The sequence below is a fragment of the Alteromonas sp. H39 genome (genome assembly GCF_047556435.1).
Lineage (GTDB): Bacteria > Pseudomonadota > Gammaproteobacteria > Enterobacterales > Alteromonadaceae > Alteromonas.
Window position 1 is genome coordinate 456,763 of sequence record NZ_CP180210.1, and the last position, 13,085, is coordinate 469,847.

Genomic DNA, 13,085 nt, shown 5'->3' on the forward strand with positions numbered 1-13,085 from the left:
GGCAATTATCCTTATGCGTCGTTGTCATCGCTAAGCGATGGCTGATCGTTAATACTGATAGTGACATCGGCAACCAGTTCACTTTTTTCCTCTTCCGGATCGAACTGATGACTGGCTGTCAGCACATCGTATGTCACGCCAATTTCAAGTTCTGATGTGGTCTCGTAAACAGACTGCGACACCATGGCATCGGTTACCAGATGTAATACATCTTCATTTTCCTGAGCGGCAAAGGCACTGCCTGATGCGGTAACAGTGATAGCCAGTGCAGTTAATAGACGACGAACGGTAAACATAATTTTCTCCTGATTTGAGGTTTAAAAACTGCACTCTTGAATACTGCGTGACAGTTATCATGTAAGTCGCAATCACTATTGCGATAGTTGTGCCATTCAGAAAATAAATTTTATGTCTTTGTTTTTAAATGATATTTCAGGATTTTCTTCGCGTCGCTGAATGTGGGCGAGATCTGGGTGTGCGAAATAATCGTATTTTTGACCTCTTCGGTGGTCAATTTAACCAGTTCTTTGGTGGTGACGTGTCGTCACCATCGGCAAAAAACGAACTAGCGGCGGATCAGCGTGAAAAGATGCAGCAAACCGGCAATGATGAGTCCAGCGACGATACCACAAAGACCATCGAACAGAATGCTGGTTAACAGCGGCCATACCGGGGCGATGGCAATGACCTGTTCTGCCAGATGATGAATAAAAGCAATATTATGTGTGAGGATGCCGCCTCCCACCAGGAACATGGCAATGGTGCCGACGATGGCCAGTGTCTTCATTAATAAGGGGGCGGTAATTAACAGGGCACGGCCGGCGAGACGCTGAGCATGGTTATAATCACCGGTTAGCGACTTACGCAACAGGTAAAGGCCCACATCATCCATTTTTACAATACCCGCCACCAAGCCATAAACGCCCACGGTTATGGCAATACTCAGTGCGCAAAGTACACCTACCTGGGTTGCGAAGTCAGCTGTCGCTACGCTTCCAAGCGCTATGACGATAATTTCTGCTGAAAGGATAAAGTCGGTACGAATGGCGCCCTTGATTTTATCTTTCTCTAACGCGACCAGATCGATGTTCTCATCTGCCAGCGTAGCCAGTGTTTTTGTTCTCTGGGCATCGTCGTGGTGGGGCATCAGGCGATGCAGAATTTTCTCTGCGCCCTCAAAACACAGGTACAACCCGCCTACCACAAGAAGAACGGTGATCAATACAGGTAACAGCGCACTGATAAGCAGTGCGGCAGGCACTAAAATAACCTTATTGAGTAACGATCCTTTGGCTACCGCCCAGACTACCGGCAACTCGCGGTCAGCTTTTACGCCCCGTACCTGGTCGGCGTTCAGTGCGAGATCATCGCCCAGCACACCCGCGGTTTTCTTGGCTGCCACTTTCGACATTGCGGCAATGTCATCAAGCATCGTGGCAATGTCGTCGAGTAGAGCAAGAAGGTTAGCTGCTGCCATGAGAAGTCGTTCCGTGATACTGCAAAAGCCGCAGCATAAGATGACTATGTGTAGATGGCAACATTGGCGTATCTAAGAGGTGGTATCGTTTTGTTTTGCCCCTCAGCGGGGAAGTCGTCCAACCCGAAAAAGCTTCACATTGCCAGAATGCTGCCACATTTACGTTTTAGGCTGGCGCTACCGCTAACATCAGGAAAGATGGAAATGATTATTCGTGGGCTGAGCATTATCGCAGCATTGGGCTTTTTCGGTTTTATTCTCTGGGTTATCTCGATGGCAAACCGGGCACAGCCAAGTGTGTTTTTTGACTTCGTCGCCAGTTTTCCATTGGGTGATAAAGTCGGACACGTAGGACTGTTCGGCACGCTGACGCTACTGGTAACTGTGGCGCTGGGGTTCAGAACGCTAAGGATTATGAATACCCGCATTTATGTTGGGGCGATGCTGGTGTGGCTGTTTGTTACTGTCGAAGAAGTCTCGCAGGGTTTTATTCCAAACCGCACGATGGATATGGGTGACTATATGGCGGATCTAATCGGTATTTTGGCGGCTTGCGGACTGTGTTATCTGCTTAACCGACGTCGACAGCGAAAGCAACGTGAAAGGTCGATATTCGCGAAAGAGAGGCAGAGCCTGTAAACGCCTGACGCTTATAAACGCTGTTAACCCCCGGGAGGGAAAGGCACATCACACTCAAAGCCAGTGCTGCAAATTTCCCGGTGTTTATACCGTCAGTTAATTAAATTTAACGCTGATAGGTGTAACGACAGGCCCTTCGTTACACTGGCTAATCTGATTTCGGAATATGGGTTCGAATTAATAACGTCGTGTAGATATAAAACGTCAGTATCAGTGTTACAGTACTGAAGAGATTGCCGAAGTGGGTTGACACCGACCAGTTGATCATCACGAAAGGCGCAAGCCAACAAAGCATCAGCGTACCGCTTGGTTTAAAATGAACCGGTTTTTTACAATGCGAACATTTGCCCCTACTGCCAGGACGGATCCCTTTTTTGAAATAGTTAATTGTTTTACCGCAGTGAGGGCAGCCGAAATAGCTGTCGGTGTTTTCCATAACAAGAAGGTTCTCCCTGACAAGCTGTCGTTAACAGCAGACTATCAAAGACTATACGAACAAATCTACGATCAAAAGTATGTGACTGTTGTGAGTAAAAAAGCCGCGAACAGACGCGGCATTATTTGGATATCATAGCTGATTATTAGCAGCCTCGCTGAATGCGGGTGTCTGTGCGCTCGCAGTGCCTGGCACTTTTTGAAGACTCTGACTTTGCTGACTTATCGCCGCCACTTTCTTCTGTGGATGCACATCCGGTCAGGCTGGCCAGTGCGCAAATCACCGAAACAAAAAATAGCTTTTTCATGATGAATATTTCCTTATCTGATTTCTGCTAGAAGACAACATTGTTGTTAGCTTAAGATGCGGTGTAGCAGGCAGGGCAGTCTGTTATGAGCTGTCCTGGCGCGAGTGCAGGAAAAATGAGTCACACGACTTGTGCAGACAGTTTGCTTATTCCCTTAAGCTAAACGCGGCAACAACACCGCTGTCTGTAACAACATACCGAAGGTGGCACGGTAAATAAATTCATTAAAACTAAACAATGCTTTCAGACTTTGTTGCTGAAAAATGAAATACGACATATTCGCCGCCCATGTAAGCGCATGTTATATCCATAGTCCAGCGACAAGCTGACGGGTAGCGACTACCGGGGCAGCGGAATGAACTCATCCTCATCACCTGGTACGCTGTCGAAACGTCCGGCTTGCCAGTCCTCCTTCGCCTGGGTAATCAACGCTTGATCAGAGGCGACGAAATTCCATTCCATAAAACGCTTACCCACGGAGTCACCGCCTATCACAACAATGATACTGTCTTCGGATGCGCGAATAGTTACTTCCGGGTTGTCACTTAGGATTGCCATTGAGTGGGCAGCTAAGCTGGTATCCTTTAGTGTCACCTTACCTTGTACCACATAAAGTCCACGCTCTGCGGCATGTGGCAATGTGAGTTCGCTTCCCGCTTTTAGCCGCGCCTCTACGTAAAGTGTTGGCGACAGTGTGATAACCGGTGATGTCAGACCATACGCTGAACCAATCATGATCCGGGCAGACACGCCTTGCTGCTCGAATACCGGAAGCTGGTTCTGATCGTAGTGATAAAAAGCAGGATCGATAGTCTCTTGCTCTGCGGGCAGTGCTAGCCACAGTTGTAAGCCATGTAGCTTGTTGTTGGCGGCTTTGACTTCCGGACGCTGGCGCTCTGAGTGCACGATACCCCTGCCAGCTACCATCAAGTTAATATCGCCTGGCATCACTCTCGCCTCAGTGCCAAGTGAGTCGCGATGCAGCATTTCCCCCTCGAACAAATAGGTAACAGTCGCGAGGCCAATATGTGGATGAGGCCTGACATTGACACCTTCACCAGGCTCGAACTGCGCTGGTCCCATATGGTCGAAGAAGACCCAGGGGCCAATATTTTTATGACCCACAGTGGGAATGGTACGACGTACGGTAAAACCACCAAGATCTTTGTCTTTGGGCGTTAGTATCACTTGAATGGCGCCGCAACCGTCTTCAACGTGGCAGTCTGACGTCGTGGATTTAGTCAGGTTACTCATCAATCTGTTCCGCTATAGTTAAGTAGTAGCCCTCTAAACCTAGTTCAAATGGGCCAGTTGTGCCTGTTCTCTCATCAGTTCAGTGTAACCGCGAATTAAGTCTTAAGAGTAGGGAAATGATGTGAAAACAAACCCCATTTTATCCATTACTTGCGATACGCCATCAGTCGTGCGACGGGTAGCCATCACCCTGTATTCACCCGGCGCGTATCGAACAGAAACGCTTCTCTGACTGGTGGCATAGCGTGGTTCCAGCTTTCACCGGATAAGATGAATAAACAGGATAATGGTGCAAGGACATTCAGATCAGATTGTCATTCAGAGCTAGTTCTCCTTTTTCACCCGCTTCTCGACAAATTTTTCAAAGCCATTGCGTTTTGAACATTTCAGGGTGCCTCCGGCCCAGCCACTGATGGTCGTCAGTATGGATTTCGCAGTGTCTTCACAATTCACTTCAACAGGTTTAATTTCAGGTTCTTCGTCTTCACGACCTTTTCGCGGATCGATTATCTCCGGCTGTGTTTTCAGACGCTGGTATTTCGCTGCAGCCTGACGGGCATCACGTTCGATGGCTTCTGCCTGTTGTTGGCGCAAAATTTCTCTGGCGGCATTGATATCACCCAGCGATATCCGCCTCGCAGGTTCTTCGGTTACTTGATTCGGAAGCTCTGACGTCTGGCCTGTTGGTTCGGTTGCAACTGCCGGAACTGGTGTTGTCGTCAAGTCGTCAGGATCAGAGACCGTACCCGGAATCAGATCTGGCCCGGTGTCCTTCTGGCTGACGACTCTCTCTGTCTGCGCGCTGCTGCTATCTGCACCGGGCGTCGCTGATGTCGGTGAAATGTCATTCACATCCGGTTGGGGTAGCGTGTGAAAGAAAAGGCGGGCATTAATTGGTGCAGGTTTGGCTTCCGACGCAGGTGGAGGCCCCGGCTGAGAAGCAATGACGACGACCAGAGCAATATGAAGCAACAGCGAAAAAAACAGGACTTTTTTCACTGAATGCGTTTGCACCGGAGGCGCGAGGTCGCGCGCAGGTGACTGAAAATTATCGAAAGTTAACGTCGTCATAGCTTACAGCAGACCACGTGTTTGAGCGTAAAGTTCCGAATCGGCGAGGTGCTTTTTGCTGACGGCTTTTGATTGTTGCATTAAAAGGGTGCGTAAAATGACCAGTGCACAAAAATGGTGCAAAAAATGAGCATATAATGTCGCTTTAAGTGGGTAAATATCTGATTTTAATGAATATACATTTGTGGCACAGCTCTTGTGTTAATGCTTGGCAAGACACTCAACGTGCAACATAAAACACTACCTACTGGGAGCTACACATGAAACTAGTCACAGCTATCATCAAGCCGTTCAAGCTGGATGATGTTCGTGAAGCCATTTCCGAAATCGGTATTGACGGCTTAACCGTCACCGAGGTGAAAGGTTTCGGACGTCAAAAAGGACACACAGAACTGTACCGCGGAGCGGAGTATCAGGTGGATTTTCTGCCTAAGGTCAAACTGGAAATTGCTGTTCAGGACGATCAGGTCGAGCGTCTTGTCGAAGCCATCGTTGGCGCAGCGAAAACAGGCAAAATTGGTGACGGCAAGGTCTTCGTTTATGACCTTGAGCACGCAGTGCGCATCCGTACCGGTGAGTCTGACAGCGACGCACTCTAAGCCATAACAAAGATAACGCGGAGAAAACAATGGAAATCACTTTTGAGCTCGGGTATGCCTTAGATACCTTTTACTTTTTGATTTGTGGTGCGTTGGTCATGTGGATGGCCGCCGGTTTCGCCATGCTGGAAGCGGGTTTGGTACGTGCCAAGAACACCACAGAAATTCTGACGAAAAATATCGCGCTGTTTGCGATTGCCTGCACCATGTACATGGTTTGCGGTTACGGCATCATGTATGGCGGCGGTGACTGGGGTCCATTCCTAAGCGGAATTATGGGCGACGGCGCAACAGGCGTTGCAGAAGAGCCTGCGACCTACGCACCATCTGCTGACTTCTTCTTCCAGGTCGTATTCGTTGCCACAGCAATGTCTATCGTATCGGGTGCAGTTGCTGAACGTATGAAGCTGTGGGCCTTCCTGGCTTTCGCAGTTGTCATGACCGGTTTCATCTACCCTATGGAAGGTGCCTGGACGTGGGGCGGCGAAGCGGTATTCGGTATGTACACGCTTGGCGACTTAGGTTTCTCTGACTTTGCCGGTTCAGGTATTGTACATATGGCCGGTGCGGCAGCTGCACTAGCGGGTGTTCTGGTACTGGGTGCGCGTAAAGGTAAATACACTGCAGATGGCAAAATCAACGCTATCCCCGGTGCAAACCTGCCTCTGGCAACGTTAGGTACTTTCATCCTGTGGATGGGTTGGTTTGGCTTTAACGGCGGTTCTGTACTGGCAACGGCCACAGTGGAAAGTGCCAACGCAGTAGCTGTGGTATTCATGAATACTAACGCTGCAGCTGCGGGTGGTACGATTGCTGCGCTTATCCTGGCTCGCATCATGTTTGGTAAAGCTGACCTGACCATGGCGCTAAACGGTGCGCTGGCTGGTCTGGTAGCAATTACGGCTGAACCTTCAACACCAACACCTCTGCAAGCCACCATCTTTGGTGCAATCGGCGGTATTTTGGTGGTATTCAGCATTGTTACACTGGATAAACTGAAAATTGATGATCCGGTAGGTGCTATCTCTGTTCACGGTGTAGTCGGTCTGCTGGGTCTTATTCTGGTACCTTTCACCAACGACGGTTCAAGCATCAGCGGTCAGCTGATTGGTGCACTGACTATCTTTGTCTGGGTATTCGTAACCAGCCTGGTAGTCTGGCTGATTATCAAAGCGATTATCGGTGTACGAGTTACTGAAGAAGAAGAGTTTGACGGCGTTGACGTTAGCGAGTGTGGCCTTGAAGCCTACCCTGACTTCACCGGTGGCCGCTCTTAATCGACGGAAGTCCGAACACACAGCAATTACAATAACCATAATGTGTGATTCACTTAACTTTGAGCCCCGCTTTTGCGGGGCTTTTTTCATTTTAACGGTGGTACAGGAAATCCCCGGCTTACTTTGTCCAAGGAGAGTATCAACTGACGCCGCATGGGGCATTCATTAAGAGCTGTCGCATTGCCCTGACTAGTATTTCTAATCCTTGCGCAGATAAATAGTGTTAATCTGATTTTTGCAAGCTCACCGCATAAAAAAGCGATTAATCGAAATTGCCCTTCTGGGTGTAAGGATAGTAACTCTCTACATGCAGGAGGCATTATGAAAAAGCCAACGCTTACTACGTCAGCAGGCGCACCCGTACCATCCAATGACACCTCAAAAACCGCAGGCCCGCGAGGACCGTTGTTGCTGGATGATTATCAACTCATTGAAAAGCTGGCTCACCAGAACCGCGAGCGGATACCCGAGCGAACGGTACACGCAAAAGGGTGGGGCCTTCAGGGCACATTTACCGTTACCCATGACATTACCCAATACACCTGTGCAGACATGTTTTCTGAAATTGGAAAGAAAACGGATGTACTGAGTCGCTGGTCTACCGTCGCCGGTGAACAAGGTGCCGCCGACGCCGAGCGCGACGTGCGTGGTTTCAGCCTTAAGTTTTACACTGAGCAGGGGAACTGGGACATGGTAGGTAATAATACGCCTATCTTCTTTATTCGTGATGCTTACAAATTTCCCGACTTTATTCGCACGCAGAAACGTCATCCGAAATCGAACTTGCGTAGCCCAGAGGCAATGTTTGATTTTTGGGCTGCACAGCCCGAATCAGTGCACCAGGTGACGATCCTGATGTCTGACCGCGGGATCCCGAAAAACCCTATGTACATGAACGGTTATGGTTCGCATACGTTCAGCATGTGGAATAAAGCCGGTGAACGCTTCTGGGTGAAGTTCCACTTTAAAACGCAGCAGGGGCACGAGCACTATACCAATGAAGAGGCAGAAAAACTCATTGGTAAAACGCGTGAGTCTTATCAGGAAGATCTGATTAATGCAGTAGAATCGGGTGAGTACCCTAAATGGACTCTGTACATTCAGGTAATGCCAGAGGAAGAAGCGGGTAAGCAGGACTATAACCCGTTTGATTTAACCAAAGTCTGGCCACACGATGATTATCCACTGATAGAAGTGGGCGAGCTGGAAATGAATAAGGTTCCGGAAAACTATTTCCAGATGATCGAGAATGCAGCATACAGCCCGTCTAACGTCGTACCGGGTATCGGATTTAGTCCCGACAAGATGCTGCAGGCAAGGGTGTTTTCTTACGCGGATGCGCACCGCTATCGCTTAGGTACGCATTACGAAGCTTTGCCCGCAAATGCACCCAAGAATGCGAAGGTAAATCACTATCACAAAGACGGTGCAATGCGCTTCTTTACCAACGATTTTGATAATCCGGATGCGTACTATGAACCGAACCAGCATGAGGGACCGGTGGCGGATGAATCGGTGAAAGAGCCACCGTTGCGCATTGATGGCGATGCCGATCGTTATTATCAGGAAGAGTCTGATATTGATTATGTGCAGCCGCGTGCGCTGTACAACATGTTCTCGGATGAACAAAAAGACAGACTTTACAAAAACTACGCAGCGGCGATGGGACCATGTTCCGACACCGTGAAAGAACGCTGGTACGCAGTTCTTGAAAAAGTACATCCGGACTATGCTGCCGGTGTGCGTAAAGCGAATGAGGCGCTGGATACCGATAAAAACGCGGTGCCGGTGACTGAAAACACACCGTTAGAAGATAAATAGGGATTTCCATTCCCGGAAAATAACATGCGCCCGTTGCTTACCCGGCACGGGCGTTTTTCTATTTAACCACCACAACCTTCACATTTCCCCAGTGCTAACCGATAAATTATCGTTGTGAGTTGGGCTGGTTCAGCTTCACCCTACCGGCACTGAAGCGCATCACGTCAAACATTCACGCACAGGCCACATTAACTTTGCACGCGGTCTGTCTACGGCGGACGTTTTTCTAATCAAGCTTTGATACCAGATAGCTTTTCATTTCTTTTTCAGTGGGAATGCGTCGGATCCGCGGTCCGGATTGTGAGTAATCGTCGTTGATCCAGCCGTCCTTTGCAAACTGCTCAAGGTAATGACTGAAAGGATAGGCGCCCCACCGCGCCTTGTATGGGGCAGCGTTATTCACTATATCAAACAGGTGATTTACCGGTGGTTCAAACCGCGGGTGAAACTGATGCAGCACGCCATCGTCAACAGTATGCAGGATATACCCCGCAGCTTTACACCTCGCTGCGAAATCTGCATCGCCTACACCATAGCCGGTAAACTGTTCATCAAAGCCTTCCAGCGCGTCAAAGTCAGCTTTTTGAATGGCGAAAAGCCGGGTGTGAAACGCAATAAAAGCTTCTTCTTTTTCTACAATTTCAGCGACAGGCAGTGAGGCCATTTTTACCAGCCTTGAATAGTCTACCTTTTCGGGCACGGTGGGTAAAAAGGCGACATTGGTGGTGACAACCTTGCCTGGTCCCGCGACTGATAACAGGCTTTGAAATAACGTTGGCGCAACCAGACAGTCAACATCAATGTAAACGACGGTGTCTGACTCGCTCGCGGAAAACCCCCGGTTTCGGGCACGTGCAATCGGTAGAGTTTCACCACACACAAACTTATGGACTATATGAAATTTTTCGCTGGTAAGCAGAGATTCACTGCAGGGCGGACCCATCCAGACAACAATTAGCTGGCTGGGGACAATGGTAGATTGTTCAAGGCTGGCAATCAGATTCGAAAGCTGGCGGATGCGCCCTTTCACTATTGTGACAACGCTGAAGTCGTGATTCATATTCTCATCCTCGGGCATCACTGCTGTTGAAAACAATCAGCAGCGATACTGATAAAACCCAAAACAAAATTACGTGGTTTAACCTCAGACATAAGCGAAAAACCTGCCAACCGGAAATACCGTAACAGTATTGGTAAAAAGCATAACGAATTCATTGCGTTGACAAATCGCTGTACGTGTACCCAGAACGCTACCAACACCTGTAGTGCACCAATATTGCGCAGCGCAGCCCCAGCAGACAGCAACGTCAACAGGCCCTACAATACTTCTTTGTTTGCTGAACTCGCGCTATGCTGTAAAAAATAAAGAAATCTGAGGATTTATGAATACTTACCGTCTTGCAGCAGCGTTTTTTGTTTTCATAGCCAGCCAGGTGCAGGCATACGACCGTATCACTGGAGAGATGTTTGCCAGCCGTTCAGAAGTGTTTGCGCAAAACGGTATGGCGGCCACCAGTCAGCCATTAGCAACGCAGGTAGCGCTGGATATTCTTAAGCAGGGTGGCAATGCGATAGATGCTGCTATTGCGGCAAATGCGGTGCTTGGGGTCGTTGAGCCTACCGGAAACGGTATCGGTGGTGATTTGTTTGCCATTGTCTGGGATGCAAAGACGAAGTCACTTACCGGACTCAATGCCTCTGGTCGCTCACCCAAATCGCTGAAAAAATCCTATTTTGCTGAACAGGGGCTTACCCAGATTCCTGCATTTGGCCCGCTTCCTGTGTCAGTTCCCGGCGCGGTAGATGGTTGGTTCGAGCTGCATAAAAAGTACGGCTCGTTGCCAATGACCACGATACTGACACCTGCCATACGCTATGCCCGCGATGGATTTCCGGTAAGTGAACTGATTGCGTATTACTGGCAAATGAATGTGGACCGCATTGGCGAGTATGACGGCTTTTCCGAGGTGTTCATGCCGCAGGGGCGCGCGCCACGAAAGGGCGAAGTCTTTAAGAATCCAGCACTGGCGGCGACGCTGGAAAAAATAGCGACCAGCGGGCGTGATGCGTTCTACAAAGGCGATATCGCACGTACAATCAGTGCTTACATGAAGGAACAGGGCGGATTTTTAAGCTATGAAGATTTGGCTGCCCATACGTCCGACTGGGTGGAGCCGGTATCTTCAAACTACCGCGGCTACGAAGTGTATGAGCTACCGCCCAATGGCCAGGGTATCGCCGCACTTCAGATCCTGAATATTCTTGAGCGTTACGATATAGAAGGAATGGGCTTTGGCTCCGCCGATTATATTCATACCTTTGTAGAAGCAAAAAAGCTGGCGTTTGAAGATCGGGCGAAGTTTTATGCCGATCCTGCGTTCAATGATATTCCTGTAGACTGGTTAATCTCGAAAGCGTACGCCGCCGAACGGCAGAAACTCATTGATCCAAATAAGGCGGCTACCCGCGTAGATGCAGGGATGTACGAAGGCGATACCATTTATATGACGGTGGCGGACAAAGACGGCAATATGGTGTCACTCATCCAAAGTAACTATCGCGGAATGGGATCAGGCATGACGCCACCGGGGCTGGGCTTCATTCTGCAAAACCGCGGCGAGCTATTTACCATGCAGGAGAATCACTTCAATGAGTACGCGCCTGCAAAGCGCCCCTTTCATACCATTATTCCTGCTTTTGTAACCCGTAATGGGAAGCCGTTTCTGAGCTTTGGTGTGATGGGCGGGGCAACCCAACCCCAGATGCATGCACAAATTCTGGTGAATGTTATCGATTTTGGGATGAATCTGCAGGAAGCCGGGGATGCGCCGCGCATATTGCATTCTGGTTCCAGCAGTCCTACCGGTAAACTGATGCGCGATGGCGGCGTTGTTAGTCTGGAGTCGGGCATAGATGAAAAGGTAAAGCGTGAGTTGATGGAACGTGGTCACACACTACAGCAAACTCTCGGCGCATACGGCGGTTATCAGGCTATCGGCTGGGATCCTAAAGAGAAAGTTTACATTGGTGCCTCAGAAAGCCGAAAAGATGGACAAGCAGCAGGCTATTAGGCCACACTTGAAACTGTTTGTTGTTGTGTTGTGTGTATACAGGCGGATTGTCGTCACAAAATATGCAGCGCAATAACTCACAGTCTCAGACAAGAAACCGGTCACTTGCTGGTTTCACTGAATAATCATAACAACAGTCCAACTGGGATTAGAACGAGCAAGCATGACACAACCGCAAAAAGGCGTGTGCGCCGAACCCAACCTGCATGCACAATACTTATTGTTAAACGTTGTCGATGACGACAGCCAGGCTGTACGGGCGAAGCTTGCTCGGGTGCTTGAGATATTCGACCACCACGAAAACGAACACTACGAAGCGATGGTAACCGGCATGATAGCGGTGGGAGCGAATTACTGGAGCGAGCTTTATCCTGGACTGATACCGACTGAACTGACCCCTTTTCCAGATATGCAATGTGAAGATCGCAGTGCGCCAGTGATGCCCTGTGACTTGTTCATTCAGATCCGCGCGGATCGTCTGGATATTTGCCACGCTATCGGCATCGAAGTGATGGAGCTGTTAAGGCTGCACACCGAACTGGTTGAGCAAATTCGCGGATTTCGATATCTGGATGGCCGGGATCTCAATGGTTTTATCTATGCTGCGGATAACCCACGGGGCATGAAGCGACGGGAAGTGGCGATTATTGGCGATGATGATAAAGACTTTGCCGGTGGCAGTTACATTCACGTTCAGCGCTTCCGGCATGACTTACGTCGCTGGTTTTCTCTGGCAACCCGTCAGCAGGAACAGATTATGGGAACCACGCAGGAACATAATCTGCCAAGTCCCGAGCAGTCCGCCTCATCCCATTGTGTGCGCGCCAGTGCAAAAGGGGTAGGGGACGATATTCCGTCGTTGTTAAAGCAGGGGATGCCTTACGGAGATATGGTATCGCAGGGACTGTTCTTTGTCAGCTGCGCCGCCAGTTCGCAGCCTTTTAAAGCCATGCTGCATAGCCAGATCTACGGCAATGGTGAAGGCGATTATGACCGTTGGCTGGACTATACCAGTGCGGAAACCGGCGCCGCGTTCTTCGCGCCGTCACTTGCTTTTATCCGCCAGCAGGCGTTGCTGTAAACGACACCGGTTGATGTCCCGTTATCGGGATTTCCACGCCAGTCTGAAAGCA

Annotated in this window: 13 protein-coding genes; 6 read left to right on the plus strand and 7 right to left on the minus strand. The window is 49.4% G+C overall.

The genetic code is table 11. The features are described from left to right. Positions 1-11 precede the first annotated feature (11 nt). Together ACLBLI_RS01870 and ACLBLI_RS01875 are read right to left on the minus strand one after the other, a co-directional pair. Positions 12-296 (minus strand): hypothetical protein, encoded by a 285-nt coding sequence (locus ACLBLI_RS01870; RefSeq protein ID WP_414829487.1) that lies wholly within the window; start codon positions 294-296, stop codon positions 12-14. Between the two features lie 269 nt (positions 297-565). After that, complete coding sequence (locus ACLBLI_RS01875) at positions 566-1,477, minus strand: DUF808 domain-containing protein (protein ID WP_414829488.1); 912 nt, start codon at positions 1,475-1,477, stop codon at positions 566-568. Between the two features lie 204 nt (positions 1,478-1,681). On the opposite strand from ACLBLI_RS01875, the gene ACLBLI_RS01880 reads away from it, so the two are divergent. Continuing rightward, positions 1,682-2,116, plus strand: a complete 435-nt coding sequence (locus ACLBLI_RS01880; protein WP_414829489.1) for a VanZ family protein — start codon at positions 1,682-1,684, stop codon at positions 2,114-2,116. Between the two features lie 581 nt (positions 2,117-2,697). Here ACLBLI_RS01880 and ACLBLI_RS01885 read toward each other — a convergent pair. From ACLBLI_RS01885 to ACLBLI_RS01900, 4 genes are all read right to left on the minus strand, one after another. Further along, the gene (locus ACLBLI_RS01885) at positions 2,698-2,859 is read right to left on the minus strand and encodes a hypothetical protein (protein ID WP_414829490.1); all 162 of its coding nucleotides are present in this window, start codon (positions 2,857-2,859) and stop codon (positions 2,698-2,700) included. A gap of 154 nt (positions 2,860-3,013) precedes the next feature. Continuing rightward, positions 3,014-3,136 (minus strand): hypothetical protein, encoded by a 123-nt coding sequence (locus ACLBLI_RS01890; protein WP_414829491.1) that lies wholly within the window; start codon positions 3,134-3,136, stop codon positions 3,014-3,016. Positions 3,137-3,198: 62 nt separating this feature from the next. Next, on the minus strand, positions 3,199-4,113 hold the full coding sequence (locus tag ACLBLI_RS01895; RefSeq protein WP_414829492.1) for a pirin family protein: 915 nt from the start codon (positions 4,111-4,113) through the stop codon (positions 3,199-3,201). Positions 4,114-4,437: 324 nt separating this feature from the next. Next, the gene (locus ACLBLI_RS01900; RefSeq protein WP_414829493.1) at positions 4,438-5,184 is read right to left on the minus strand and encodes a hypothetical protein; all 747 of its coding nucleotides are present in this window, start codon (positions 5,182-5,184) and stop codon (positions 4,438-4,440) included. 260 nt (positions 5,185-5,444) lie between these two features. On the opposite strand from ACLBLI_RS01900, the gene glnK reads away from it, so the two are divergent. The 3 genes from glnK (at position 5,445) to ACLBLI_RS01915 (ending at position 8,881) form a co-directional block, all read left to right on the plus strand. Beyond that, entirely contained in the window at positions 5,445-5,783 is a 339-nt protein-coding gene (gene glnK, locus ACLBLI_RS01905) for a P-II family nitrogen regulator (RefSeq protein WP_012516988.1), read from the plus strand. Positions 5,784-5,812: 29 nt separating this feature from the next. Beyond that, positions 5,813-7,060 carry an ammonium transporter gene (locus tag ACLBLI_RS01910; RefSeq protein ID WP_414829494.1) on the plus strand — a complete coding sequence of 416 codons (1,248 nt, stop codon included), beginning with the start codon at positions 5,813-5,815 and terminating at the stop codon, positions 7,058-7,060. 318 nt (positions 7,061-7,378) lie between these two features. Next, the gene (locus ACLBLI_RS01915) at positions 7,379-8,881 is read left to right on the plus strand and encodes a catalase (RefSeq protein WP_414830881.1); all 1,503 of its coding nucleotides are present in this window, start codon (positions 7,379-7,381) and stop codon (positions 8,879-8,881) included. A gap of 226 nt (positions 8,882-9,107) precedes the next feature. Here ACLBLI_RS01915 and ACLBLI_RS01920 read toward each other — a convergent pair whose 3' ends face one another. Then, positions 9,108-9,941, minus strand: coding sequence for a glycosyltransferase family 2 protein (locus ACLBLI_RS01920; RefSeq protein WP_414829495.1), 834 nt, complete (start codon positions 9,939-9,941; stop codon positions 9,108-9,110). A gap of 322 nt (positions 9,942-10,263) precedes the next feature. Between ACLBLI_RS01920 and ggt the strand changes: the two genes are divergently transcribed. Continuing rightward, entirely contained in the window at positions 10,264-11,952 is a 1,689-nt protein-coding gene (ggt, locus tag ACLBLI_RS01925; RefSeq protein WP_414829496.1) for a gamma-glutamyltransferase, read from the plus strand. A gap of 163 nt (positions 11,953-12,115) precedes the next feature. After that, the gene (locus ACLBLI_RS01930; protein WP_414829497.1) at positions 12,116-13,033 is read left to right on the plus strand and encodes a Dyp-type peroxidase; all 918 of its coding nucleotides are present in this window, start codon (positions 12,116-12,118) and stop codon (positions 13,031-13,033) included. Positions 13,034-13,085: the final 52 nt, after the last annotated feature.

Bases quoted from the DNA above. Each gene is read 5' to 3' on its own strand.
- ACLBLI_RS01890 (WP_414829491.1), bottom strand. From the start codon at position 3,136: ATGTCGTATTTCATTTTTCAGCAACAAAGTCTGAAAGCATTGTTTAGT.
- ACLBLI_RS01910 (WP_414829494.1), top strand. From the start codon at position 5,813: ATGGAAATCACTTTTGAGCTCGGGTATGCCTTAGATACCTTTTACTTT.
- ACLBLI_RS01880 (WP_414829489.1), top strand. From the start codon at position 1,682: ATGATTATTCGTGGGCTGAGCATTATCGCAGCATTGGGCTTTTTCGGT.
- ggt (WP_414829496.1), top strand. From the start codon at position 10,264: ATGAATACTTACCGTCTTGCAGCAGCGTTTTTTGTTTTCATAGCCAGC.
- glnK (WP_012516988.1), top strand. From the start codon at position 5,445: ATGAAACTAGTCACAGCTATCATCAAGCCGTTCAAGCTGGATGATGTT.
- ACLBLI_RS01870 (WP_414829487.1), bottom strand. From the start codon at position 296: ATGTTTACCGTTCGTCGTCTATTAACTGCACTGGCTATCACTGTTACC.
- ACLBLI_RS01920 (WP_414829495.1), bottom strand. From the start codon at position 9,941: ATGAATCACGACTTCAGCGTTGTCACAATAGTGAAAGGGCGCATCCGC.
- ACLBLI_RS01875 (WP_414829488.1), bottom strand. From the start codon at position 1,477: ATGGCAGCAGCTAACCTTCTTGCTCTACTCGACGACATTGCCACGATG.
- ACLBLI_RS01900 (WP_414829493.1), bottom strand. From the start codon at position 5,184: ATGACGACGTTAACTTTCGATAATTTTCAGTCACCTGCGCGCGACCTC.
- ACLBLI_RS01930 (WP_414829497.1), top strand. From the start codon at position 12,116: ATGACACAACCGCAAAAAGGCGTGTGCGCCGAACCCAACCTGCATGCA.
- ACLBLI_RS01895 (WP_414829492.1), bottom strand. From the start codon at position 4,113: ATGAGTAACCTGACTAAATCCACGACGTCAGACTGCCACGTTGAAGAC.
- ACLBLI_RS01885 (WP_414829490.1), bottom strand. From the start codon at position 2,859: ATGAAAAAGCTATTTTTTGTTTCGGTGATTTGCGCACTGGCCAGCCTG.